This is a genomic window from Lunatimonas sp. (assembly GCF_020832325.1).
Classification (GTDB): Bacteria; Bacteroidota; Bacteroidia; order Cytophagales; family Cyclobacteriaceae; genus Lunatimonas.
The window spans coordinates 41532-65637 of record NZ_JAFIEU010000047.1 but is presented as its reverse complement, the minus strand read 5'-3'; the positions used below and the strand labels follow the sequence as shown (position 1 = coordinate 65637).

The following is a 24106-nucleotide window of genomic DNA, read 5'->3' as shown; positions in this document are numbered from 1 at the left end:
TGAACATGCTAAAGTCAAAGAATATCAACCTGTGGGGAAACCACGCCAATACCAATCTAATCCTAATAGTTATTTTCTTCTTCTATTCGGCTGGGCTAAATGGGAGTACTCCAACTTATGTACCTGATCCAGGAACGGTTCTCAATGAGATACGGATTACCCGTCAGGTAGCTATACCTATGCGAGACGGCACCATTCTTTATGCGGATATCTACAGACCAGCCAAGCCAGGAAAATATCCTGTGATAGTAACACGGACCCCTTACGGCCTACAACGTGAAAACGTCCATCATGAAAGAATGACAAAGTTTGCTCAGCGAGGATATATCGGAATCGTACAGGATGTTAGGGGCCGCTACGAAAGTGATGGAAAGTGGGAGCCTTTTCGTGACGAAGCGAATGATGGATTTGACACGATTGAGTGGATTGCAAAGCAAGACTTCTCTAACGGAAAAATTGCCACGCAGGGTGGGTCCTATTTAGGACACAATCAATGGGCGGCGGCAACTCAAAGTCCTCCTAGCTTGGATGCAATCTTTCCATCTGTTGCCTCTACAAATTTGTATGCAAACTGGATTACCATGGGAGGTGCATTCAGGTTGAGTTTTAATTATGGCTGGGGGGTAGTGCGCATGCCAAATAGAATCATGCTGCCGCAGTATTGGCACACAGCTACCTATACCCCTGAAGAGCTGACTTATGACAATATCTTGATGCACCTTCCACTGCATAATGGGGATTTGGAGAGTGGAAATTACGCCGTTCAACATTACCGGGATTGGGTGCAGCATGAGAGCTATGATGAATACTGGAGGTCGATAAGTGATGAGGAGCGATTTGAAAAGGTATTGGTCCCTGCGTATAATACTGGAGGCTGGTTTGATATTTTCCTTATGGGAACTTTAAACGGGTATGTTGGTATGAAAAACCGAGGTGGTACAGCGGTAGCCCGGCAGGGCACCAAACTGCTCGTAGGGCCTTGGGGCCATGGACCGGGGACTAAGTTTGGAGATCTTGAATTTGGAGACCATGCCTTTATAGACCTTTTTGAGGAGGAGCTGCGTTATTATGATTTTCATCTTAAAGGAGTGAAAAACGGACTAGATACCGAAAAGCCAGTGAAGATTTTTTACATGGGAGAAAATCAGTGGCGCCAAGAGGACAATTGGCCGATTCCAGGTACCGAGTATAAAGAGATGTATCTTTCAGCAGACGGTCCCGCCAATACCTTGCGTGGTGGCGGCAAACTGTCTTTTGAAAAACCGTCCCAAACTGGTAGTGATACGTACATGTACGATCCAAATCAACCTGTTATGACCTATGGAGGTAATAACTGTTGCGGTACACCCACAGTAGCCGGACCAAAAGATCAACGAACAATTGAACGGAGACACGATGTCTTGGTATACACTTCGGAATATTTGACGGAACCTATTACCGTCGCGGGACCTATAACCATGAAGCTACATGCAGCAACGGACGGTCCAGATACCGATTGGATGATTAAGCTGATAGATGTGTATCCGGATGGTAAATCGTATCCGGTTTCTGAGGGAATTCTTCGCGCACGCTTCAAAGATGGATTAGACAAAATCAATTTTCTAGTCCCCAATCAAGTCTATGAATTTGAGATTGAAATGATGGGTACAGCAAATGTCTTTCTGCCCGGACATCGAATTCGAATAGATATTACATCCAGTAATTTTCCGCAGTTTGATCGCAATCCTAACACCGGAAAACCTTTGGGAAGTGATGCCGAAATAAGAATTGCCAAACAAACCGTCAGGCATGGTGGAGCCACTCCGAGTCATATCGTACTTCCTATTGTCAAAGGTTTTTAAATCTACATCCAATGATTTCAAGAAGAAAACTGTTAAAGAAAATCTCGGCCCTTCCCTTATTGGGAGGGGTATTTGGAGGTAGCTTTTTGCTGCCGGAAAAAGCAACAGCCTCTGTCATCCCGGCCCGAAACCTTATTAAAGAGTTGGGACTACGAACGTTTATCAATGCAGCAGGGAATTATACCACCATGACTGCGTCGCTGATGCCCGCCGAGGTAATGGAAACCATCAATGAATCCTCCAAATATTACGTCATGTTAGATGATGTGCAGGATGCGGTAGGTGAAAAAATAGCTTCTTTATGCCGGTCGGAAGCAGCGATGGTCACCGCAGGCTGTTGGTCTGCGTTGGTTTTGGGAACTGCCGGTGTTTTAACTGGAAAGGATTCTAAAAAAGCTGCGTTGCTTCCTTTTTTGCAAGGAAGCGGCATGAAGTCTGAGATCATTCTCCAAAAATCTCATGCAAATGGGTATCATCACGCACTTACCAATACTGGAGCCACGTTGGTCCTGATCGAAACACGAGAACAATTGGAGGAATCAATAAATGATCAAACGGCTATGATGTGGTTTCTAAATAGAGAAGAACCTCAAGGTTTGATAAAGCACTCAGAGTGGTTAGAGGTAGCAAAAAAACACCACATACCTACCATGAACGATATTGCAGCAGATGTTCCTCCAGTGGAGAATTTATGGAAGTACAACGAAATGGGATATGACCTAGTGGCAATTTCCGGAGGAAAAGCACTCTGTGGACCACAGAGTGCAGGGATACTCATGGGAAAAAAGGATCTAATAGATGCAGCCAGGCTAAATGCACCACCTAGGGGAGGAAATATTGGTAGAGGCAATAAGGTGAATAAGGAGGAAATTCTGGGAATGTATGTGGCCTTAGAGACATTTATAAATCGGGACCATTCTAAAACTTGGGCTACCTGGGAAAAAAAGGTTTCCCATATCGCCAACGCCGTCGGAGACATTCCTGGAATTGTGACGGAGACTTTCGTGCCCGAGATTGCGAACGAAAACCCCACACTCAAAATTTCTTGGGAAAAGGATAAATTCAACCTTACAGGTAAACTTTTGGGAGAAAAAATGCGAATTGGCACTCCCTCTATAGAGACCATTTCATGGGAAAGTGAAGATTATATCCGGATTGGAGTCTTTATGTTGCAGAACGGTGAAGAAAAGATAGTCGCCAAAAAGCTTAGAGATACCCTACTCAAAGCAGTTATTTAGGATGATTTTCTGTAAAATTGAAGAAGGAACATATTCCAACGAATACAGACTGCTACTCATAAAGTAAAAAACTTAAGGGAAACAAAGTCATATTGATTTGGCAATCCAGGTCCCTACCTTGTGCAGGTATGAAACTCTAAATCTATTTGAGACAGGGTTTTATGTATCCACTAATTCCTAGGACCAAAAAAGAATTTAAATAGATGAGTCACCCGATCACAACCTTTTTACCCAAAAGGACTTTCCTTATATCTCTTACGATAGTGAGTGTTTTGCTGATTTCAAAGGTAAACGCCCAAGTTGCCAAAGAAAACCTCCGCCCCGCCGCTATGGGTAAGCGGGGAATGGTTGCGACCGCCAATCCGTTGGCTACTTTGGCCGGACAGGAGATGTTGATCCATGGAGGCAACGCCATGGATGCCATAGTAGCTGCGGCTGCTGCCCTAAATGCCGTGGAGCCGTACATGTCAGGGGTAGCGGGTGTTGGGTATTTGTTGTACTACGACGCAAGGGAAAATAGAACCCGATCCTTGGTGTTTGGGGGGTGGGTTCCGGAGACCTTTGATCCAGAAAGACTTCGGGAAGCGAAGATGGCCGATGACGGAGCGGGACATGGCGCGCTGGAAACGGTGGGTCCAAAAATCGTTGCGGTGCCGGGTAACCTAGCAGGCTGGGATCGCGCATTGACGGACTATGGAACCATGACGTTGGGTCAGGTCTTCGCCCCAGCGATCAAGTACCTGGAAGAAGGGGTCCCTATCACGGAATTTGACCAGGCCATGTGGGAAGGCACCCTACAGCGCGTGCTTCCTCATCGGGAATCGGTGAAAATCTTACTAAAGGACGATCAGTCCCCGTATCGGATAGGGGACTTCTTCACCAACAAACCTCTTGCAAAAACAATGGGTCAGATTGCCGAAAAAGGCGCTGATTACTTTTACAAAGGTGAACTGGCAAAGGAGATTGAAGCTGCCTTCCTAGCAGACGGTGGATTTTTGACCGCAGAGGACTTGGCTAAGGTTCCGGAAAAGGTCAACTGGGTAGATCCTATTCGTATTACTTACAAAGGCTATACCGTGTATAACAATCCCCCACCTGGGATGGGCATCCAACAGCTTCAGACGCTCAAGATCATGGAGGGCTTTGATGTACAGAAAATGGGGCATAACAGCAGCGAGTACCTTGCGCATCTATTGGAAACTATCTTTCTATGCCGAATGGATACGGACAAATACATCGGAGATCCAGATTTCGTGGACGTGCCGGTGGACTTCCTGTTATCGGATGGCTATTTGGATATGCAACGGGAGCTGGTCCGGCAGCGGGTGAAGCAACGCATAAAAGCCGCAGAAACTGCATCCGAGGAGACACTTCCTAGAACTACCTTTGACGGCCAAATTTCTGCGTCCTATCAATATGCCACCACCAGCCTGTCCGTAGTTGATCAATGGGGGAATGCAGCGGTAATCATACAGACTCACGGGGGAGGCTTTGGGTCCGGCTACATCGCCGGAAAGACGGGACTAATCTTTAACAGTGCATTGGATTGGATGTCCAAGGAACCGGGATTGGCCAATAGCGTAGCGCCGGGCAAGGCCGTAGGCTGGTGTGTAGGAGGAATGATGCAGTTTCACAAGAATGGACGACCGGAGTTGATCGTGGGATCACCGGGCAGTTTCGGCATCCTGCAGTCCGTGCCACAGGTCGCCATGAACCACATTGACTTCGGCATGAATATCCAAGATGCCATTAGCGCACCTCGTTTTCGTTGGAAGGATGAACTAGGTTCGGTTCCAGCCACCGAAGCGATCGTTGAGACCCGTGTGGGCGAGCAGGCGCTAAGCGATTTGCGAAAAATGGGCTTTCAGTTGGATACGAGTTTGGGTCCTTGGTCCATGACAGTCGGTGGTGCCCAGGGAATCACCCTAGACCCGGTGACGGGATGGCTAATGGGAGGTGCTGATCCCAGAAGGAATGGATATGCGGTGGGCTGGTAGGTGTATCAGCAGACGGAGTATAATTTGAAGACCATGGATCGCTTTGCGTACATGGCAATGAATGACCACAAAAAACAACACATTTAACATGCGAAAACCCAATCCGTACCAACGAAGAAATTTCATCAAAAAGTCCGCACTTGGAACATCCTTTTTAGCCCTATCAGGGAGCGGCTTCGCTTTATCCCTGGAATCATGGATGCAGCAGCCCAATCAGGCCAAGAAAAAGATCGCGCTAATCGCTAATATTTATCGAAACAGTGCACATGCTGACGTGATTGCTACGAAGATATTTGCAGGAATACCCATGGATGAAGGTATGGTCACTCCGGAGATTCAGATTGTTTCGGTTTGGATTGATCAGATGGGAGAAAACGACACCGGTGTCCGCATTGCGGCGATGAACGGGGCGACCGTCTTCCCTACAATTGCAGAAGCGTTAACCCTCGGCGGGAATACGTTGGCGGTGGATGCCGTGATATACATTGGGGAACACGGAGAGTACCCGAATAGCCGATTAGGGGTGAAGATGTACCCGCGCATGAATTACCTGGATCAGATATTCCGGGTATTCGATGCGTCCAATCGATCGGTGCCTTTATTTACCGACAAGCACTTGGCGTATAGCTGGCTGGATAGCAAGTGGATATATGATCGTGGACGGGAGCTGAACGTTCCGATGATGGCTGGTTCTTCGTTGCCCTTCGCCTGGAGGGATCCAGCCCTGGAGCATCCATTGGGCGCACGCATAACGGAGGCGGTTGCCATTGGCTATGCCTCTTTGGATGCTTATGGATTTCATGTGGCAGAGATACTTCAATGCATGGTAGAGCGTAGAAGGGGAGGAGAGACCGGGGTTCAGAGTGTCCGGGGTATTCGTGGGGCCGAAGTGTGGAATGCGGTAGATTCGGGTGAGATATCCCTTGATTTGGTAGAAGCGGGATGCAATGCGATCCGGAATAAGCACGAGGGAAATATGCGGGAACTCGAAAAAGATCCCCATGCAGTGATCATTCGGTACAAGGATGGGACGAAAGGAGCCATTATGATGCTCACGGGGTATGTGAATTCCGGTTGGGGCTATGCAGCTTTGGAAAATGGCAAGACGGTTGCCACGGAGTTTGTTCTGGACCACAGCATGAGCTATTCTCATTTCAGCTACTTGACACTGAATATTCAGAAGTTTTTTCTGAGTGGCAAGCCCACCGCACCCGTAGAACGTACCTTGATGACAAGTGGGATAATGGATGCAGCCATTCGGTCGCTCGTACTGGATGACGGAAAGACAAGAGACACACCGCACCTGGCCATCACCTATTCGGTAGCGGATCACGAGCCAATACGCCCCACGGCACCGAGGCCCACTGGACAGAGCATCGGTCCTTGGCCGCCAAAGGGCTACGAATTTATCATTCCGGATAGGTTTAAATAGGAAAGTTTTACACGAGTTAGAATGAAAATTAGGTGCCGGCCGGACTGTTTTAAACCGTCTGACTGGTACGTACACCTAAAAACAAAAATCGCTACATGACTTATACCATTGAAGAAATCTCTACCCAATTATATGCTGCGGTTATTTCGGACGCACTTGATAGTCTTGGCTATAGAAATCAGTCTCCCAATGTCCACTTACCGATCACTACGGTGTCCGGAAATATCGTGGGAAGGTGCAAGACCACACTTTGGGCGGACATCTTTCACGAGGACCCCGCGCCGTATGAGTTGGAACTTCAGGCGGTGGATACCTGTATGCCCGGGGATGTCTTGATTGCCGCAGCAGGTGGTTCCCAGCGGTCGGGCATTTGGGGAGAGCTACTATCTACGGCAGCACTGAATAGAGGTTGTGTAGGAGCCATTGTGGACGGACAGGTGAGAGACCTGGCTAAGATGAGAGACCTTGGATTTCCCGTAAGGGCTAAGGGAACCAATATCTATGACAGCAAGAACCGGCAGATGGTAATTAAGATTGATGTGCAGGTAAAGATTGGGACGGTAGTGTTTTCACCGGGTGACTTGGTGTTTTGCGACGAAGACGGTATCGTGGTCGTGCCGCAGGAAATCGAGCAGGAAGCCATTCAGATGGCGATGGAAAAAGTAAACGCAGAAAATGTAAGCAGAGACGAAATCAAAAAAGGCGCGAAAGCGGGCGATGTATACAAAAAATACGGCGTTCTATAGGAGATACCTTATTTTGCAAAAAAATTCCATCCGTTTTTTAGCGAAAAGACCACGATAAGAATATGATATTTCGAATTGGGATTTTGGGTATTTACCACGAGTCAAATACCTTTTTGCAAACTGCTACGGAATGGGAAGATTTCGAAAAGGGGCATCTATTACTAGGTAAAGAAATCGTTGATGAGTACCGAACCGCCTATCATGAGATTGGAGGGGTGGTAGAGGTATTGTCCAACCAAGCGGATGTGGATATGATTCCCATTTTTTATGCAGAGGCCACGCCTGGCGGGAAGATATCCAGTTTGGCTTCCGGCAAATTACTCGGAAATTTGAAGGAGCTTTTGGCAAAAGCCGGTCCGTTGGATGGGCTCATGGTGTTGCCCCATGGGGCAGCGGTAAGTGAGGATTATCCGGATTTCGATGGAAAATGGCTGCGCATGGTGCGGGAGCTGCTCGGTGAGGATATACCTATTGTGGGAACGCTGGATCCTCACTGTAATTTGAGTGAAGAAATGGCAGCTTCGGCAAATGCTTGGATTGCTTATAAAACAAACCCTCATATCGACCAACGAAAAACGGGTAGGGACGCCGCTTTACTTTTACTGGGTATGCTACGTGGCGAAATCAGGCCTGTGATGACTGCGTTGCAAACTCAAGTAGCTATTAGCATCGAAATGCAACATACAGCCTCAGAGCCCTGTTTGGGGCTATATCGTTTGGCGGATGAGGTTGCAGCTTTGCCTAGCGTTCTATCAGTCAGTGTTTTGCTGGGATTTCCGTATGCGGATGTAGCGGAAATGGGAAGCAGTTTCATCGTCGTTACAGATCATAATCCCTCCGAAGCTGCTAGATTGGCAGGCAGGTTGAAATCCTATTTAGAAACCTATCATCACCTGTTTTCCGGCAAAAAGATCGGATTACCTGAGTTGCCGGCCTTGATCGAAAAGGCCGAAAAGCCACTGTTGTTATTGGATATGGGCGACAATGTAGGCGGAGGTTCTCCGGGTGATAGCACGTTTCTGTTGGCCTTTTTGGAAGAAAGTGATTTTGGACGGGGTTTTATGTGCATTTACGATCCGAATGTAGTGGATCAATTTAGCCGGGTTCGTGTAGGCGATAGCTTGACTGTCGAGATTGGCGGCAAGACCGATCGGCTGCATGGAAGCTCGGTTGCTGTTACCGCGGAGTTGGGTGCGATGGTTGACGGGAAATTTTTTGAGTTTGAACCTAGGCATGGAGGGCAAGTATCGTTTGATATGGGACTGACGGCCATTGTTCAAACGACACAAAACAACACGCTGATGCTGACATCCCGGAGAATTGTCCCCTTCAGTTTACAGCAGCTTTTGGCCTTTGGCTTGGATCCAAACAGCTACCAGGTGATCGTAGCGAAAGGAGTTCATGCACCCTTGGCCGCCTATATGAGTGTTTGCAAAGACTTGATTCGGGTAAATACCCCCGGTGCAACGACCGCGGACATGTCCAGCTTACGCTACTCCAATCGAAGGAAGCCCTTGTTTCCCTTCGAACAAATTGGTTGATTCCGTTGCTGTTTTGCTTAGCTAAAGGTTCTGGTAAGGCTATTTAGGTCACACGGTCGTTTTCCTTGGCCGTATTCCAATAGGAGGCTAGGAGCGAAGAGGTGAACCCCATCAAGGGGCCACAGACAGCCGATGCCAGCCCTACGGTGGCGATCTTCCCCATGGTTTTGGCGATACCCGAAACCAAGCCTGCATTTTGCATGCCGGTGGTAATGGCGATGGTGCGGCAGTCCTGTGTTTCCAATTTGAAGAGTTTGGCCGCCCAGTACCCGGTTACATAACCCAGCACATTGTGAACGAGGACAGCGAGCAGTAGCATCATGCCCATGTTTAGTAAACTTTCCTGCCCCGCAGCCATGATGATTGCCACAATCAACACAATCCCGAACATGGACACGTAAGGCATTGCCTTATCCAACCAATCCGATTTTCCGGCAAGGAACTTGTTAAAAAATAGTCCAGCGCCGATCGGGATCAACACAATCTGAATGATATTCCACATCATGGCCATGGGGTTGATTTCGATATATCCTTCCGCCAGAAACTTCATCAAAAAAGGAATGATAAAGGGTGCGATAAGGGTGGAGATGGAGACGATCGTTATGGTCAAGGCGACGTTTGCTTTAGCCAGGTAACACATTACGGGGGAGGCGACCGAGGTCGGGGCACAGCCAAGTAAGATGATCCCTGCGGCTATCTCTTCCGGAAAACCAGTAAGAGACACAATTAGAAACGCCAGCCCGGGCATAAGAGTAAACTGGCATCCAACACCGATAAACACGGCTTTTGGGGATTTTATCAATGCCAGAAAATCTGCCAGCCCCATGGACGTTCCCATGCCGAACATGATTAATTGAATCAGCGGCGTGATCAATTCGGCCGTTTCAAAATCTCCAATAGTCAGGAAAAATTTGGGATAAAAAAGGGCAGCCGAAACTACCGCCAAAATCAATAGGGTAAAGGAAAGCCCCCGAAACCATTTAAAGCCTTTGACCCCAAAAGAGAGAGAAGCCAGTGCTGTGATCAAAAAAGGTCCCGCGGGCCGCAGATTTTCTGATGCAAAATAATACAATGCGAATGCTAGGGAAGCAATCGCAAAACCCAAGGAAAGACGGTATGCACTCGGAGTTTTCAACGGACTGAATACAAATAGAATGTGTTTGCCGTATAATGTAATGTGTTTTTTTCGAAATGTAATCCGAGTACCATACAATAGCTCATTTTACCATATAAGCGGAAAAATTGCGGGAGGCGGACTTTCTTACGGGTTAAAGAAAAACGTATTTCTTTCCTGATGATCGCTACTATTCGGAGAGTTGCCTTATTTTCAAGCCAAGAAGTGCCAAAACTTTCGATGGGTATCAGGATACGGTTCAAGGATAAGATACCATATTTTTTGGCTAACATGATGGACTGTTTCTGTTTTTATCTCCCTTAACTTTAATCTCCAATACAAATCTAACCAATTATGAAACCAAGCATGGTTTATGGATGGCACGGAGAGAAATTCTTCACCGTTCATGGTTCATGCCACTGTAACACAAAGTAAATACCTATGAAAGCAACATTTACCCATTTACAACGAAGCAGCCTGGTTGCCCTTGCGGTTTTCCTGCTGTTTATCTCCGGATTCGTGCCGGAAGCATTTGCCCAGCGGCGGGTCAGTGGATCCGTCCAAGACCAGTCAAACGTAAAATTGCCTGGAGTTACCGTTTTGGCCGTTGGTTCTACTGTTGGTACGGTTACGAATATTGACGGTCAATTCGATTTAACAGTGCCTGCGGGATCGGACAGGTTGTCTTTTTCCTTTATTGGATTTGAAACCCAAACGATTGAAATTGGCTCTCAGTCAGTTTTTAGCGTCACCCTTCGGGAGGACTCCAAAAGCTTGGATGAGGTGGTAGTGACAGCTCTAGGTGTGCAGCGGGAAAGAAAGGAACTCGGCTACACGGTACAAGCTTTGGGTGCGGATGATCTCTTGGCAACCCAGGACAATAATTTTTTGAATGCCCTTAGCGGGAAGCTCGCCGGTGTGCAGGTCAGTCAGAGTGGTTCGCAAATCGGTGCATCTACTCGAATAGTAATCAGGGGGAATGCTTCGTTTGCGGGAAACCAGCCTTTGTTTGTAGTGGATGGCGTACCGATGGATAATACCAGTAGTAATTTGGACGGAAACGGCGGCCGTGATTTTGGAAATGCCATTGCCGATATAGACCCGGAAAATATCGCCTCGCTGACCGTTCTTAAGGGAGCCAATGCAGCGGCATTGTACGGAAACAGAGCAGCTAATGGGGTAATCTTGATTGAGACCAAAAAAGGTAGCAAAGGTCGACAGGGCTTGGGTGTAGAGGTAAGTTCTTCCATGGTGTTTGATCAGCCGGCGTTTTTTATGAATTTCCAAAATGAGTACGGTATAGGTCAGCGGGGAGGAGAGTACGACTGGCAGATGTATCTGCAGAATAACCCAGGATCCAATCTTTCCTACAACGAATACGCCAAGCAGTTTAGCTATAACTACGTCAATGGCATTGGTGGCGGGGTGAACGAAAACGCAACCTCTTGGGGTCCTCGCTATGACGCTGGATTGCTCCTCGACCAGTGGATTAAGGGTCCAAATAGCCCTTGGGTCTCGAATCCCAATAATATTAGAAACAACTATTTCCAAACTGGAACGAACCACGTCAATCAGGTCGCTGTAACGGCTAGTGGAAAAGAAGCGCATGGACGCGTAGCATTTTCTAATAGAACCATGCAGGGTATATTCCTGAATACAGATCAGACCGTTAATACGTTCAATGCAAACTTCTCTCTGAATCCCCACGAGAGGCTGACAGTTGGGTCTACCTTTAACTATGTAAATAGAAAGAGTGACAACATTCCCGAGGTTTCCTACGGATCCATGACTCGCTTGGCTTGGGGAGCGTTTCGGCATATCCCGCTAGATGAAGTAAGAAAAGTATACGAAGAGCATGGAAACGAATTGGGTAGCGGATATAACCTGAATGTGAATAATTTCTTTTATGATTTGGATCAAACCAACTCGTTGAACAGGGAACGTTTCTTCGGAAATATCACGGCTGCCTATGAGATAAACGACTGGTTGGTAGCGAATACCATTGTAGGGCTGGATTATTACAACGAAGAGCGAAAGCTGATTACGCTGTCGCGAACACGGGCAAATATCAATAACCGAAGAGGCGGTCAGTTTTCGCAGTGGGATGAAAACCGGCAGGAATTCAACACCGATATCCGTCTGGATGTAAATAAGGATTTGAATAGTAAACTCAATCTGATTGGTCTGGTAGGTGGTAACTTCAGGTTAAACAAGTTTAACAGCATGTTTCTTAGCGCGCCGGATTTGATCGTGCCGGATTTATTTAACATCGGAAACGTACGGGGTACACCCGGGGTGGGCATGATCGACTACCGCAAAGAAAACTACAGTATCTACTCTTCAGCAACGTTGGGATATGACGGTTACCTCTTTTTTGGTGTGACAGCACGAAATGATTGGAGCTCTACACTTCCCGAGGCCAACAGATCCTATTTTTACCCTTCTGCCAACCTGTCCATCAGCTTGACCGATGCGTTTGATATTGGTTCTAAGAACTTTAACTACATGCAGTTTAGAACCAGTTTGGCCCAAGTGGGTGCAGATACGGAGCCCTATCAATTAATGGGTACCTACAGTACTTCCCTTTTCAACAACGTGGCGCTCTTTAATTCTCCGGCGGTGCGGCCTCCGGCCAATTTGAGACCGGAAATGACTACCTCATTTGAGGTTGGTGCCGATTTTAGGTTCTTTAGCGACCGACTTTCATTCGATGCGACTTACTATCGGCAGGTGACAGAGGATATGATCTTGAATGTTCCCACTGCCCGTTCTACCGGTTTTGCTTCCCAATTGATCAATGCAGCTAAGATTGAGAATACCGGTATAGAATTGATTGTGAGGGGACTGGTGATGCAAAAGGGCAGTTTTAGTTGGAATAGTACGGTAAACTGGGCAAGGAATAGAAGCTTGGTAGCCGAACTTTACGAAGGCTTGGACAACATTACCATAAGCCCCGGTTTTGGCGGTGCGCGATTGGTGGGCACACCCGGACAGCCATGGGGTGATATTAGCGGATTGCCCTTTGTCAGGGACAATGCTGGCAATATTGTTATTGCACCCAATGGTACCCCCGCAACTACCAATCAGCAGGAGATTTTGGGTAACGTCACACCAAACTGGATAGGTGGATTGCAGAACACCTTTACGTACAAAAACTTCGTTTTCGGAGCATTGTTGGATGGCCGTGTGGGCGGGGACTTCTTTAGTGGGACCTACTGGCATTCCTTTCCGACCGGTGCATTTGTGAACACGGTACAAAATAACGTTCGGGCAGAGGGTATCGTGGTACCAGGCGTGAAAGGAGACGGTTCACCAAACGACGTAAGGATTTCGGCCCAAGACTATTACAATGGCGCCTGGGTATGGAATAACCACGAGTACTCTATCATCGACGGTTCCTTTTTAAAACTTCGCGAGTTAACCTTTGGCTACACGCTTAGAGCATGGAAATTTCAAAACATGAACTTCTCTGTATTTGGTAGAAACCTAGCCATCCTGCACCGAAGTGCGAAGGCAAAAGAATTGGGACTGGATCCTGAGGCCGCTGCCCAGATGGGTGGAGGAGAGCGAGGTACTGGATTTGAAAATTTCATGGCGCCTACCACCAGGTCTTACGGGTTTAACATCAGGCTGAATTTCTAATTCGCTTATGTTTTCAGCATAAACGGTTTAGACATCTTGCCTATCTAAAATGAATTAACTATGAGAAGTTATAAAAACAATTTCATTCGAGCATTCTTCTTTTGCTCCTTATTGATCTCCACATCCTGTATGGATAGTTGGACAGAAATGAACATCAATCCTAACCAACCCTCTGTTGTTCCGGCTACCACCATATTTGGCTCCGGCATGACGGTGACGGCGGGTCAACTATTTGGAGAGCGGATCGGTATCTATTACGCCGGCACTTGGTCTGGACAGTTGGCTGCTATTGGCGCGGGAGATTATGAGTTTAGGGTGGACATCAACAATGGACAGTGGGACAACCTATACCGTGCGATGGCGTATTTTGCTGACGCGCGCAGAAACGCCTTAAGGGAAGGCAATACCAATCTTGCTGCTGTTTCCCTGATTATGCAGGCCTACACCGCCCATCAGGTGTCCGATATGTGGGGAGATATTCCCTACTCGGAGGCATTTAGACTACAGGACGATGACATCCTAAATCCCCGCTTTGACACCCACAAGGAGGTATATACCCATATTCTTAATGAATTGGAAGAAGCCCAAGGTTTGCTAAGCGCATCCGGCCCGGCCATCGGAGAGGGGGACTTCCTATATAGGGGAGACATCATGAAATGGAGAAAATTTGCCAATTCCATCCGTTTGCGGGTTGCCATGCGCATGTCTTTGGTAGAACCTGCTGCTGCAGCGCAGGTGCTAGGCCAAATATTCGGGAACCCTTCTGCTTATCCAATTTTTGAGAGCAACGCCGACAACGCGTATTTATGGTGGCCAGGTATTGCAACCAACAACTTGGAGCCTTGGAGGGCCCGATTGGGGGTGCCAACGAATAAGCAGGACCAATACCGCACAAACCACGACCTGATCCAGCCCATGTCTGATCTAAACGACCCTCGTCTACCCGTTTACGCTGATCTCAACCTGAATGGTTTTTTCAACGGATACCGAATGGGCATTGGCCAGACAGGTTTTCCCCTAAACAACAACCAAAATGTATCCCATATCGGCAACAGGTTCGGTTACGATGACAGGGGATTTTCACCGTTCATGCACGCAGCGCAAGTTTGGTTCATTCGTGCAGAGGCACTGGAGCGGGGGTTGATATCTGGAGGTAGCGCACGGGAAGCCTACGAGCAGGGAATACGTGTTTCCATGCAGGAAAACGGCATTTCCACCGAAGCTGCAAACGCATACCTACTGGAACCTGAAGTCGCATGGGGCGCCGGTACTAATTCAAATCTGGAAAAAATCCGGATGCAAAATTGGTTGAGCCTTTATAAGCAAAGTGTGGAGGCCTGGGCGGAGGTCCGAAGGACGGATGTGCCAAAGTTAGTGAATGTAACCAACGACTATGCCATGAGCCACAACCGTCCTCCATTTAAAATGGCTTATCCTGCGAATGAAATTGCGTTCAACGAAAATTTTCCAATCGACCGGGTTGTTGAAGTAGATATTTTCTATGGAAAGCAACTTTGGTGGGATACCCGAGAAGGGGTATTTTAAAAAAAACATACCGTCGTGTGTTCAATACGGGTTTTGGGATTATCCCAAAACCCGTATATTTCTATATCAAAAGACCGACTTATGATGCTTGATTTTCCAAGATATGTATTGATTTTATCCGTGTTATTCGTGACGGTAATACTGCCAGCGCGTTGGTTTTCCATCTCTGAATTGCCTATGGTGGACGGCAGCGCTGAAATATCCAAAGGAGGTAATGGGTTGCATGGCTACATAGGATATCAAACGCCCCGCCGCCCCGATGGATTTGGTGCCGGCATTGGTTTTTATACGGCGGTGTGGCCATTAGTGGAAAAGCCGCTAGCGGGATTTCAAATAGGATTACCAGGGAACTGGATTACTCCGGACAATCCGGACAATAAAGATATTCCTTGCTGCCCCGAGGGGACCATTGCCAGAACTTGGGCCCCTAGAGGACCCACTTGGTCCAGTGTGTTTCAGACACAAGAGGGAGGTCTGGGTTATTGGAGAGGAAATCGGTACCATTACGGTTCCCCCAAGTTCAGCATGAACGGTGTGCCGGATTGTTACAATTCAGAGATTGCGTCTCCTGGATGGCCGTTCTTTTATAGGGCAGAGGCATTGCCAGAAGAGCAGTTGGGCATTGCCCAATTGAGCAGCCGGATACTCGTGCCACCGGATGGAATCACCTTTGAAGGAGACCTTCAGGGTAAGTTCCTTGGCTACACCCATATGGCCCTGCCCCTTACCGAGGCAAAACCGGGACCACCGGCCACGGGAGATCACAGTTGGACGCTCTTTTTAAATGCTGAAAACTTCAAAGGTCCTGTGGCATTTTATATTCCTGAAATGTGGAGTCGTCTGTCCAAGGATTACCCAATCATTGAAGGCATGGGCCTGGATGCCCGCGAAGGCATCATGGGTGGAGGAGGTGCCATGGAAATCAATACCGTACCGTCATTTGAGTGGACGGACGAAAATGGCGAAGTATACGTTAAAATTCCCCGTCTACAATTTCCGTTAGATGAAAACGGCCGGTCGGTATTGGTTCAGGATGTGACCTATTACTCCAAAGACGCTTTGTTCAATTGCCTGTTGGAGTGGAAAAAATCCGGAAAGACTTACTCGGGTAAATTCGATGAAAATCATGCATGGAAACCAACACTTAGCCCTAGACCCATCAAATTGGATCAACGGGATGCTAAGGAAAATGCGCAAAAGGACCTAACCAATCTGGATGGGGTTTTTGAGACCATTACCACGGATTCCAATGCATTTGGGCTGGCCTGGAGGGATAATCCTTATGCCGAAGCGGGGCATTTCCCCCAGTATTTTAAACAGCATGGAAACGAGCGGGTACCTGTTCGATTGGATGAAGTACCGAAAGCCTTGGCGCAGATGGAGTTTCCCGGAGCGGAAACCGAAGCACAGTACATAAACTGGCGAAATGGCAATGAAATAGTGAAGGGGAACTTTATCATCGAAAAGGAGGCTCCGTATTCCACGCCGAGTACCGGAGGCTGGGTAAGCCCAGGTCCCGCATCGGAGGCCTTTACTGCCCTACTGAAAGATGGGTCCATGGTTACCTACAAATGGTATCGTTTTGTGGATCAGCCTTCCTTTCAGCATTTGGGTTGGTCGGATGCGGAAAAAAAGCGTCTTCAGGCTTTTGTGGAGCAGTTACATCGGTATTGGAGCATCGATCAGGAATATATGGCGCCTCCTTCAACAGGAAGCCTCGTAGCAATAGATCCGGCATTGATCGTAACTCCGCCGGCAGGTATGGAGTATGGCTACGTACCTATTGTCGTACGTCAAGAAAAAAGGTTGCTCAGTGAACACTGAAATTTCAAACCGAGCGACACAAACAGATCTTTCTGACTTGCATGCAGGTTGGATACTAGGGTTTTTCTGGGCAGTCGCCCAGTTCGCCTGTCTATTTCCAATTGCGGTAGTCGCAGCGCCTAGCAACGAAGATAGACCCAATATTTTGATTGTATTAGTCGACGACTTGGGTTATGGCGATTTGGGGTGTTACGGACATCCGATCATGAAAACTCCCCATTTGGATAGGTTTGCGCAAGAGGGGGTGAGGATGACGGACATGCACTCTGCTGCAACCGTTTGCTCACCGGCCCGGGCTGCACTACTTACTGGCAGGAATCCTTATCGTAGTGGATTTTACAACATTGCTGGTTTTTTTGGCACCACGTTGCAGCGAGAAGAAGTAACTTTGCCACAGCTGCTAAAGGAGGTGGGATATGAAACAGCTTTCTTTGGCAAGTGGCACCTATCCCGTTTAGAGTCAGAAACTGAGCTATCGGTCAATGAAACCGGGTTCGATTATTCGCTGGCTACCTCGGTAAACGCCTTTGGGACGGGGCCTAGAAACCCGGAAAAATTTATCCGCAATGGTCAGCCCACTGGAGCTCTTGAAGGATGGTATATTGATATCATTTCCGATGAAGCCATGGAGTGGATTTCCAATAAGCGGGATGACTCTAAGCCGTTTTTTATGGTACTTTCAAGTCACGAACCGCACACACCCATTGATCCGCCGGCGAGCTTTAAAGCGATGTATCCTGATCTTACCGAAGAACAGGTTCTAGCACTAGGTCATTATGGAGGTGTAACACGTCCAGATCAAATAGACTTGGAAAACCTCCGGGAGTATTATGGGACTGTTTCCCAACTGGACGCGACGTTTGGGAGATTGATGGAATTTTTAGAGGAGGAGGATTTGGCAGCAAATACCCTTGTGGTGTTTACCAGCGATAATGGTCCGGAATACCCCGTTACTTTTGAGGAATCAAAGGGAGCATGGGAGGACCCATTGCGTGATAAATGCTATGGCAGTCCGGGCACGCTTCGTGGAATGAAGCGATTTCCGTACGAGGGAGGCCACCGTGTCCCTGGAATTGTGCGTTGGCCCACTCGAATTCCTGCAGGAACAGTAAGCGACAAGCTATTTAACGGCACCGATTTTCTACCGACGCTGTGTGCGTTGGCAGGATCACCCCTACCTGAAGACCGAAATATAGACGGAGTGGACGCATTCAATGCATTTTTGGGTAGAGAGTATTTGCGGCCAATTCCTGCGGCATGGTTCTTCTTGCTAGATGCTTCCCATATGCCAGGGATGGCCCAGATGGCGATGAGGGTAGAGGAATATGTTTTGGTAGGTAAGTTTTCCCCACGAATGAGTGAAAATTTACCAGCAGAGGCTGGAACGTTTCCTGTCGTGGATTGGCTAAAGACGACGGTTCCTGTGGAGTTTGAGCTATTTGATATCCAGCAGGACCATGCCCAGCAAGTAGATTTGTCGCATTCGGAGCGAGAACAACTATTGCATTTGATTCCCCAGATGCAACGATTGTGGTTGGATATTCGAGATGAGGGACCTTGGTGGGGCAGATTGTCGGAATAATAAATTAATTTAACGGTATAGAAATTAAGTGTATAAAATTTGTAATGGTAAAACTAACTTTAAGTTTGATACGTGTAGTTGCTTGCTTCGCTTTGTTGGTTTCGGTCGCGGTACTGGTAGCATCCTGCGGTAAGGGGTCGGAGACGGACAAGGGTGAATCTGAGTCAGTGGGTAACTTTATTTTATCTATGGCAGACCTTCCGGATTATGAACGGGATATAGACCATAAAACCCTATTGGAAGGCCTCACCAATCGACAGGATGAAGCCCTTCGGGTGGGTGATTATATTTACAACAACAATTGCTTCAATTGTCACGGTGATGCGGATCAGGAAGGTTCGATCCCCACAGCGTTTAAGTTTTGGAATGAAGCATTCAAAGTTGGGAAGGATCCCTACTCAATGTATCAAACGCTCACCCGGGGTTACGGTTCCATGCCTCCCCAAACCCATCTGACGCCGTTGGAAAAGTACGATATTATCTACTATATCCGTGAACGATTTCTTAAAGAAGACAATCCGGACCAATATACGGAAATAAATGATGCTTACTTGGCGACGCTTCCTGAGGGAACCAATACCGGCCCTTTGCCGGGTGCATTTCATCCTTGGGCGGATATGGATTACGGAAATTTCCTGATTAATACCTACGAGCTTGCCGGACAGGATGCCCCGGTACGTCCCAGGTCAGGAGGTACACCGGCACCTCTACCGGACGAGGATTTTTCATATGCAAATTTTGCCTATAAAGGTATTGCCGTGCGATTGGACGAGGGAACGGGAGGCGTCGCAGCCGGAAAGGCATGGATGGCCTTCGATCACGATCTGATGCGAGTGGCCGGGGCTTGGACCGGAGAGGGCTTTATCGATTGGGAAGGAATTCTGTTTAATGGCAAACACAATATTTCACCCCGCACCATCGGGGATTTGCATGTAGAGAGTAAAACCCTTCCAGGATGGGCCCACCCCCAATCTGGAAGCTTTGACGACCCCAGGTTTACCGCAAGAGACGGACGTAAATTTGGCCCACTACCCCGTGAGTGGACACAGTACAAGGGCCTTTACCAGTACGGAGATAAGGTGGTGGTGTCCTACACCGTAGGAACAGCCAAGGTATTGGAAACCTTTGGGTTAAGGCATTTGGGTGATGAACTAGTATTTGTGCGGGAACTCGAGCTTACAGGTGTCGAGTCTCCATTAATGATGATGGTGGCAAAAGCCGGTACTGCTGTGGCCGTTGTGGGTGGCGGTACCGCATTGACAACCAACGAGGAAATGGTGGCCTTGGAAATACAGCCTGCAAGTAATCGAAGGATTACCGTCCTCATGGGTAAGCCCGGTCTGGGAGGACTGGATGAGCTAGCCAAAAACTGGGGGCAACAGCAATCTCTACAGGCCTACACAAAGGGATCCTCGGGTAGGTATCCACAGAAACTAACGACCAAAGCAATCGTGGGAGAACAGGATGGACCTTTTCAGGTGGACATCTTGAACCCACCTTTTGATAGCCCATGGAAAAACCAATTTCGGCTGAGTGGCATAGATTTTTTCAGTGATCCGAATAAAGGAGTGATTTGTTCTACAGACGGAGATGTGTGGTTGGTGGAGGGTTTCACCAAAACGCCTTCCACCCTTACGTGGCAACGTATCGCTTCCGGATTATTTCAACCCCTAGGGGTAAAGGTGATCAAGGGAGAGATTTTTGTTACTTGCAGGGATCAGATCGTACGTCTCCATGATTTCAATGGAGATATGGAAACCGATTTTTACGAAAGTTTCAACAGCGACCATCAGGTGACAGATCATTTCCACGAGTTTGCCATGGGCCTTCAGACGGACGATGAAGGAAACTTGTATTATGCCAAAAGCGCCCGCCATGCCAGGGAAGCGTTGGTTCCGCAGCATGGCACCTTGCTGAAGGTAAGCAGTGACGGGAAAAAGACCGAAACCATTGCTACCGGTTTTAGGGCTGCGAATGGCGTTTGCCTCAACCCGGACGGTACCTTTATCGTCACGGATCAGGAAGGACATTGGAATCCGATGAATCGGATTAACTGGGTAAAAAAGGGAGGTTTCTATGGAAATATGTTCGGCTATAATACACCTCCGGATAGCTCAAATACAGGTATGGTGCAGCCCTTGGTTTGGGTAGAGCGGGACATCGATCGATCCCCCGCGGAACTGCTGTGGGTGGACAGTAAAAAATGGGGTGCACTCAACGGCAAGTTACTGAACCTTTCCTACGGCTACGGCAAGATATTCGTGGTTCCCCATGAGAAAGTAGGGGGACAATATCAGGGCGGCGTGTTTGAATTGCCGATCAAGCGTTTTGCAACCGGAATCATGCGCGGACGCTTTAATCCAGGCGATGGGCAGCTGTATGCCTGTGGACTCTCTGCGTGGGGTTCCTCTCAACCACAGTTGGGTGGCCTTTATCGGATACGGGTTACTGATCAGCCCATGCATATTCCGGTTGACATCAAAGCGGAAAGATCGGGTGTCGTATTGACTTTCTCCGAAAAATTGGATCCGGCCAGTGTACAGCAAGTAGCCAATTATACCGTGAAAACCTGGGATCTGCTACGATCCAGAAAGTATGGCTCCGGACACCACAACGTCAAAGAATTATCGGTGTCAAAAGCCGAACTGATGGAAGATGGCAAGACGCTGAAGCTTTACCTGCCGGAAATCCAGCCCACCTGGGTTATGGAGATTGACTTTACCCTTTTGAATGATAGAGGCTCTGAGGTAAAGGGTTTGATCCAAAATACCATTCATACATTGGGGGAAGTTTAACCCTAAGGTAGATTTTGGAGTTAGTCCGAGAATAGTTGATCAAGCACAAAAAAGAGCGAATAGTTGTATGGAATACCTATTCGCTCTTTTCTCAATGTTACCGTTTGCAGCTCCTGGAGCTTATAGCAGCAGTGGTTAGCAGCTCTTGTAAAACTGCTGCTGTCCCAGTCTTTTTTCGATTTCCTTGGCAGTTTTTGTGATAGACAGACCGCCTAAGTTGGTACATCTAAGCGTATTGGGGATACTCTTACCTACTATATACATTGTCTCGATTACTTCGTCCAGTGGAATGAGGTGGTCGTAGTGGGCGAGGGCCATATTGGCGCAGGAAAGCGCGTTGGATGCTGCCATGACATTTTTGTTCAAGCAGGGCGCTTCCACGCGGTTGCCAATTGGGTCGCAGATCATGCCTAAGGAGCTTTGCAAAGCCATGGATGCAGCAGACAAGCTTTGGTTTAGATTTCCACCTGCCAAGCCTACGATAGCTGCTGCAGCCATGGAAGATCCGGAGCCACATTCTGCCTGGCACCCGCCGACCTCGGCAGCGAATGTGGAATGTGCTGCAATAAATATCCCAATCAGTCCGGCTACCATCAGTGCTTTTACGGTTTCTTCATTTGAGAGACCCAAAGTGTCTGCTACGGCCAATACCGCTCCGGGCATGGCACCGCAGGAACCAGCTGTTGGCGCTGCCACGATCACTCCCATAGAACTTTTTACTTCCATGATGGCCGAGACGTACATGATTATTTTGTTCAATACTTGCCCATCCACCAACTTTTTTTCTTCCATCATGGATTTGAAAGTCACCGACTGTGGCCCCAAAATACGGTCTTCAAAAGAAGTCCCCGCCAGTCCGGTCTCCACGGCATTTTTCAGTATAACCCGTATTTCCTCCATCTTGGCTAAAACTTCTTCCTCGGAAATTCCTCCCCGTATACTTTCGTACCGAACGGCAAGTTCCCAAAGGGATAAATTTTCCGTTTCGTTGTAGGCCAACATCTCTTCGCAGGTTATAAAGGGAACTTGGAGGTCCTTCCGTGCCCGTATAGGCAGAACAGGTTTGATTTCCTTTACTTCGTTTCCTTCCGCCAAATTGGTGATTTTATCTAAGATTGAAGGGTTTAGGAACTGCTGGGATTTGACTTCTATAAATGATTTTTTTCCCTGTCGAAGGTTCAGTTCATCGAAGGTACATGTGTCCTCAATGAACTTGATCAACGGTTCGGGATGATCGGTATATATCAAGGTTACGAAAAAGTCTCCGGCCAGAGAAACCGCTGCCCCGTCGATTTCGGTGATTTCGATCATGCCACCTCCAGTTGAAATCCCGATTACCTCGTGGGATTCCCAAGGGTTTTTCAAGTTGATCTTATAGGTATTGGGGTGCTCTGCACCAATATCGCGGATATGTATGTCGCATTGAATGCCAGCAGCCCCCAAGTGCATCTCCGAATGAAGGAGCCGTTCATCGTAGGCTTCCCAGCCTAGAAAACCCCCAAAAAGTCCCATGTCAGATCCTTGATCTTTGTGGGTAGTGGCCAGCGACCCGTTGGGGTCGAACTCAATCTCAATCTTGGAAATACTGCCTGACATCAGGTCGTGGCAAAAACGACCGATCCGCAAGGAAGCAGCACAGTGGGAACTGGATGGACCCCGCATCACAGGGCCTACGACGTCATTGAATATGCTTGGGTAACTCATGAATTGTCTCGTTTAGTATCGTTAGTTAAAAATAAGGCTTATGGCGCCATAAACACTTTCAAATTTTAGCCAATTTGTATACTATCTTATCATTTCAGTCTTTTTTTGTATACTTTTTTGCAAACATTCAAATTATTCGGTTAACTTGATGCATCGGATTATTTCTCCGTAGTTATGATTCATCCTACGTTATGCAGCCACTATACTTTAAAGTACCTAGATTAAAAGAAGAAACGGTTAGGGTTGAATGTTGGGATCTTGACAGTTTTTTTGAGCCGGTCCATTTCCACGAGGAATTTCAGATCACTTTGATCCTTCAAGGAGACGGGGCTTTGTTTGTTTCGGAAAGTATGGTCCCCTTTAAAAAGGGGGAAATCTACCTGTTGGGGAAGAATTTGCCCCATGTATTTCGCAATAAGGAGTTGGATTTTCTTACCGGACGCAGCAAAAAAGTTCAGGCAATCTCTGTGTTTTTCAATCAGGATGTGCTGAAAAATATACTGACCGATATTCCAGAAGCCTATGCCATTCAGAAGTTGGTCGATTCATCGATATATGGGATCAAAGTGTCCCAACAAAAGCAGGATGTTGTAGGTCAGCAACTAAAGGCACTGCCAGATAAGAAGCCTTTTGGTAAAGTGCTGGGTCTGTTGGAAATTTTGGAGTTGATATCCAAGGACAACAACTTGGATTTTGTGTCTTCCCTTGGGTTGCCGATTCACTCGGTGCAGGAAAATCTACCTAAAATAAACGTAGTGTTTGACTATGTACGGAACAACTACAATGAAAAAATCACCTTGAAGGAAGTTGCAGCCATGGTGAATATGTCACCAACTGCCTTTTGTAGATATTTCAAATACAAAAGCCAGAAGACCTTTTCAAGATTTTTGATTGAAGTGAGGATCGCTAACGCCTGTAGACTGTTGTGCCAGGATGATTTAAATACTTCGGAATGCTGTTACAGTTCCGGTTACAATAATTTGTCAAACTTCCATAAACATTTTAAGAGTGTGACGGGGATGACACCGTTGGAATTCAGAAATAGCTTAACCAAAAATCCGGATTGACGACAATCATCTGAGCGAATTCTTAACGAGACGTTGTT

General features: G+C 47.5%; 14 protein-coding genes. 12 read left to right on the top strand and 2 right to left on the bottom strand.

What is annotated here, in order from left to right; all coding sequences use genetic code 11:
* Positions 1-5: 5 nt before the first annotated feature.
* The 6 genes from JJU34_RS18190 to JJU34_RS18165 all read left to right on the top strand — a co-directional run bounded on the left by JJU34_RS18190 (position 6) and on the right by JJU34_RS18165 (position 8795).
* On the top strand, positions 6-1841 hold the full coding sequence (locus JJU34_RS18190; protein WP_228693844.1) for a CocE/NonD family hydrolase: 1836 nt from the start codon (positions 6-8) through the stop codon (positions 1839-1841).
* Between the two features lie 11 nt (positions 1842-1852).
* Entirely contained in the window at positions 1853-3079 is a 1227-nt protein-coding gene (locus JJU34_RS18185) for an aminotransferase class V-fold PLP-dependent enzyme (protein ID WP_228693843.1), read from the top strand.
* Positions 3080-3342: 263 nt separating this feature from the next.
* A complete protein-coding gene (gene ggt / locus JJU34_RS18180; RefSeq protein WP_228693842.1) occupies positions 3343-5076 on the top strand; it encodes a gamma-glutamyltransferase in 1734 nt (577 codons plus the stop codon).
* Between the two features lie 88 nt (positions 5077-5164).
* A complete protein-coding gene (locus JJU34_RS18175) occupies positions 5165-6508 on the top strand; it encodes a hypothetical protein (RefSeq protein WP_228693841.1) in 1344 nt (447 codons plus the stop codon).
* A 95-nt stretch (positions 6509-6603) separates the two neighbouring features.
* Positions 6604-7254 (top strand): RraA family protein, encoded by a 651-nt coding sequence (locus tag JJU34_RS18170; RefSeq protein ID WP_228693840.1) that lies wholly within the window; start codon positions 6604-6606, stop codon positions 7252-7254.
* Positions 7255-7316: 62 nt separating this feature from the next.
* Positions 7317-8795 carry a M81 family metallopeptidase gene (locus tag JJU34_RS18165; RefSeq protein ID WP_228693839.1) on the top strand — a complete coding sequence of 493 codons (1479 nt, stop codon included), beginning with the start codon at positions 7317-7319 and terminating at the stop codon, positions 8793-8795.
* A gap of 43 nt (positions 8796-8838) precedes the next feature.
* On the opposite strand, the gene JJU34_RS18160 is transcribed toward JJU34_RS18165, so the two are convergent.
* The gene (locus JJU34_RS18160) at positions 8839-9930 is read right to left on the bottom strand and encodes a bile acid:sodium symporter family protein (RefSeq protein ID WP_228693838.1); all 1092 of its coding nucleotides are present in this window, start codon (positions 9928-9930) and stop codon (positions 8839-8841) included.
* A 420-nt stretch (positions 9931-10350) separates the two neighbouring features.
* Here JJU34_RS18160 and JJU34_RS18155 point away from each other — a divergent pair, with 420 nt between their 5' ends.
* The 5 genes from JJU34_RS18155 to JJU34_RS18135 all read left to right on the top strand — a co-directional run bounded on the left by JJU34_RS18155 (position 10351) and on the right by JJU34_RS18135 (position 21297).
* Positions 10351-13551: a SusC/RagA family TonB-linked outer membrane protein gene (locus tag JJU34_RS18155; RefSeq protein ID WP_228693837.1), complete on the top strand. Its 3201-nt coding sequence runs from the start codon at positions 10351-10353 to the stop codon at positions 13549-13551.
* Between the two features lie 60 nt (positions 13552-13611).
* Positions 13612-15096: a SusD/RagB family nutrient-binding outer membrane lipoprotein gene (locus tag JJU34_RS18150; RefSeq protein ID WP_228693836.1), complete on the top strand. Its 1485-nt coding sequence runs from the start codon at positions 13612-13614 to the stop codon at positions 15094-15096.
* A gap of 81 nt (positions 15097-15177) precedes the next feature.
* Positions 15178-16920 (top strand): hypothetical protein, encoded by a 1743-nt coding sequence (locus JJU34_RS18145; RefSeq protein WP_228693835.1) that lies wholly within the window; start codon positions 15178-15180, stop codon positions 16918-16920.
* On the top strand, positions 16910-18502 hold the full coding sequence (locus JJU34_RS18140) for a sulfatase-like hydrolase/transferase (protein ID WP_228693834.1): 1593 nt from the start codon (positions 16910-16912) through the stop codon (positions 18500-18502). The genes JJU34_RS18145 and JJU34_RS18140 overlap by 11 nt, the downstream gene beginning before the upstream one ends.
* A gap of 65 nt (positions 18503-18567) precedes the next feature.
* A complete protein-coding gene (locus JJU34_RS18135) occupies positions 18568-21297 on the top strand; it encodes a DUF6797 domain-containing protein (RefSeq protein ID WP_228693833.1) in 2730 nt (909 codons plus the stop codon).
* 135 nt (positions 21298-21432) lie between these two features.
* On the opposite strand, the gene JJU34_RS18130 is transcribed toward JJU34_RS18135, so the two are convergent.
* Positions 21433-23001, bottom strand: coding sequence for an L-serine ammonia-lyase, iron-sulfur-dependent, subunit alpha (locus JJU34_RS18130; protein WP_228693832.1), 1569 nt, complete (start codon positions 22999-23001; stop codon positions 21433-21435).
* A 191-nt stretch (positions 23002-23192) separates the two neighbouring features.
* Here JJU34_RS18130 and JJU34_RS18125 point away from each other — a divergent pair, with 191 nt between their 5' ends.
* Positions 23193-24068, top strand: a complete 876-nt coding sequence (locus tag JJU34_RS18125; protein ID WP_228693831.1) for an AraC family transcriptional regulator — start codon at positions 23193-23195, stop codon at positions 24066-24068.
* Positions 24069-24106 lie beyond the last annotated feature (38 nt).

Excerpts from the sequence above, each read along its gene's own strand:
- JJU34_RS18145 (WP_228693835.1), top strand. The coding sequence starts at position 15,178 with ATGATGCTTGATTTTCCAAGATATGTATTGATTTTATCCGTGTTATTC.
- JJU34_RS18165 (WP_228693839.1), top strand. The coding sequence starts at position 7,317 with ATGATATTTCGAATTGGGATTTTGGGTATTTACCACGAGTCAAATACC.
- JJU34_RS18155 (WP_228693837.1), top strand. The coding sequence starts at position 10,351 with ATGAAAGCAACATTTACCCATTTACAACGAAGCAGCCTGGTTGCCCTT.
- JJU34_RS18190 (WP_228693844.1), top strand. The coding sequence starts at position 6 with ATGCTAAAGTCAAAGAATATCAACCTGTGGGGAAACCACGCCAATACC.
- JJU34_RS18125 (WP_228693831.1), top strand. The coding sequence starts at position 23,193 with ATGCAGCCACTATACTTTAAAGTACCTAGATTAAAAGAAGAAACGGTT.
- JJU34_RS18130 (WP_228693832.1), bottom strand. The coding sequence starts at position 23,001 with ATGAGTTACCCAAGCATATTCAATGACGTCGTAGGCCCTGTGATGCGG.
- JJU34_RS18185 (WP_228693843.1), top strand. The coding sequence starts at position 1,853 with ATGATTTCAAGAAGAAAACTGTTAAAGAAAATCTCGGCCCTTCCCTTA.
- JJU34_RS18150 (WP_228693836.1), top strand. The coding sequence starts at position 13,612 with ATGAGAAGTTATAAAAACAATTTCATTCGAGCATTCTTCTTTTGCTCC.
- JJU34_RS18175 (WP_228693841.1), top strand. The coding sequence starts at position 5,165 with ATGCGAAAACCCAATCCGTACCAACGAAGAAATTTCATCAAAAAGTCC.
- JJU34_RS18170 (WP_228693840.1), top strand. The coding sequence starts at position 6,604 with ATGACTTATACCATTGAAGAAATCTCTACCCAATTATATGCTGCGGTT.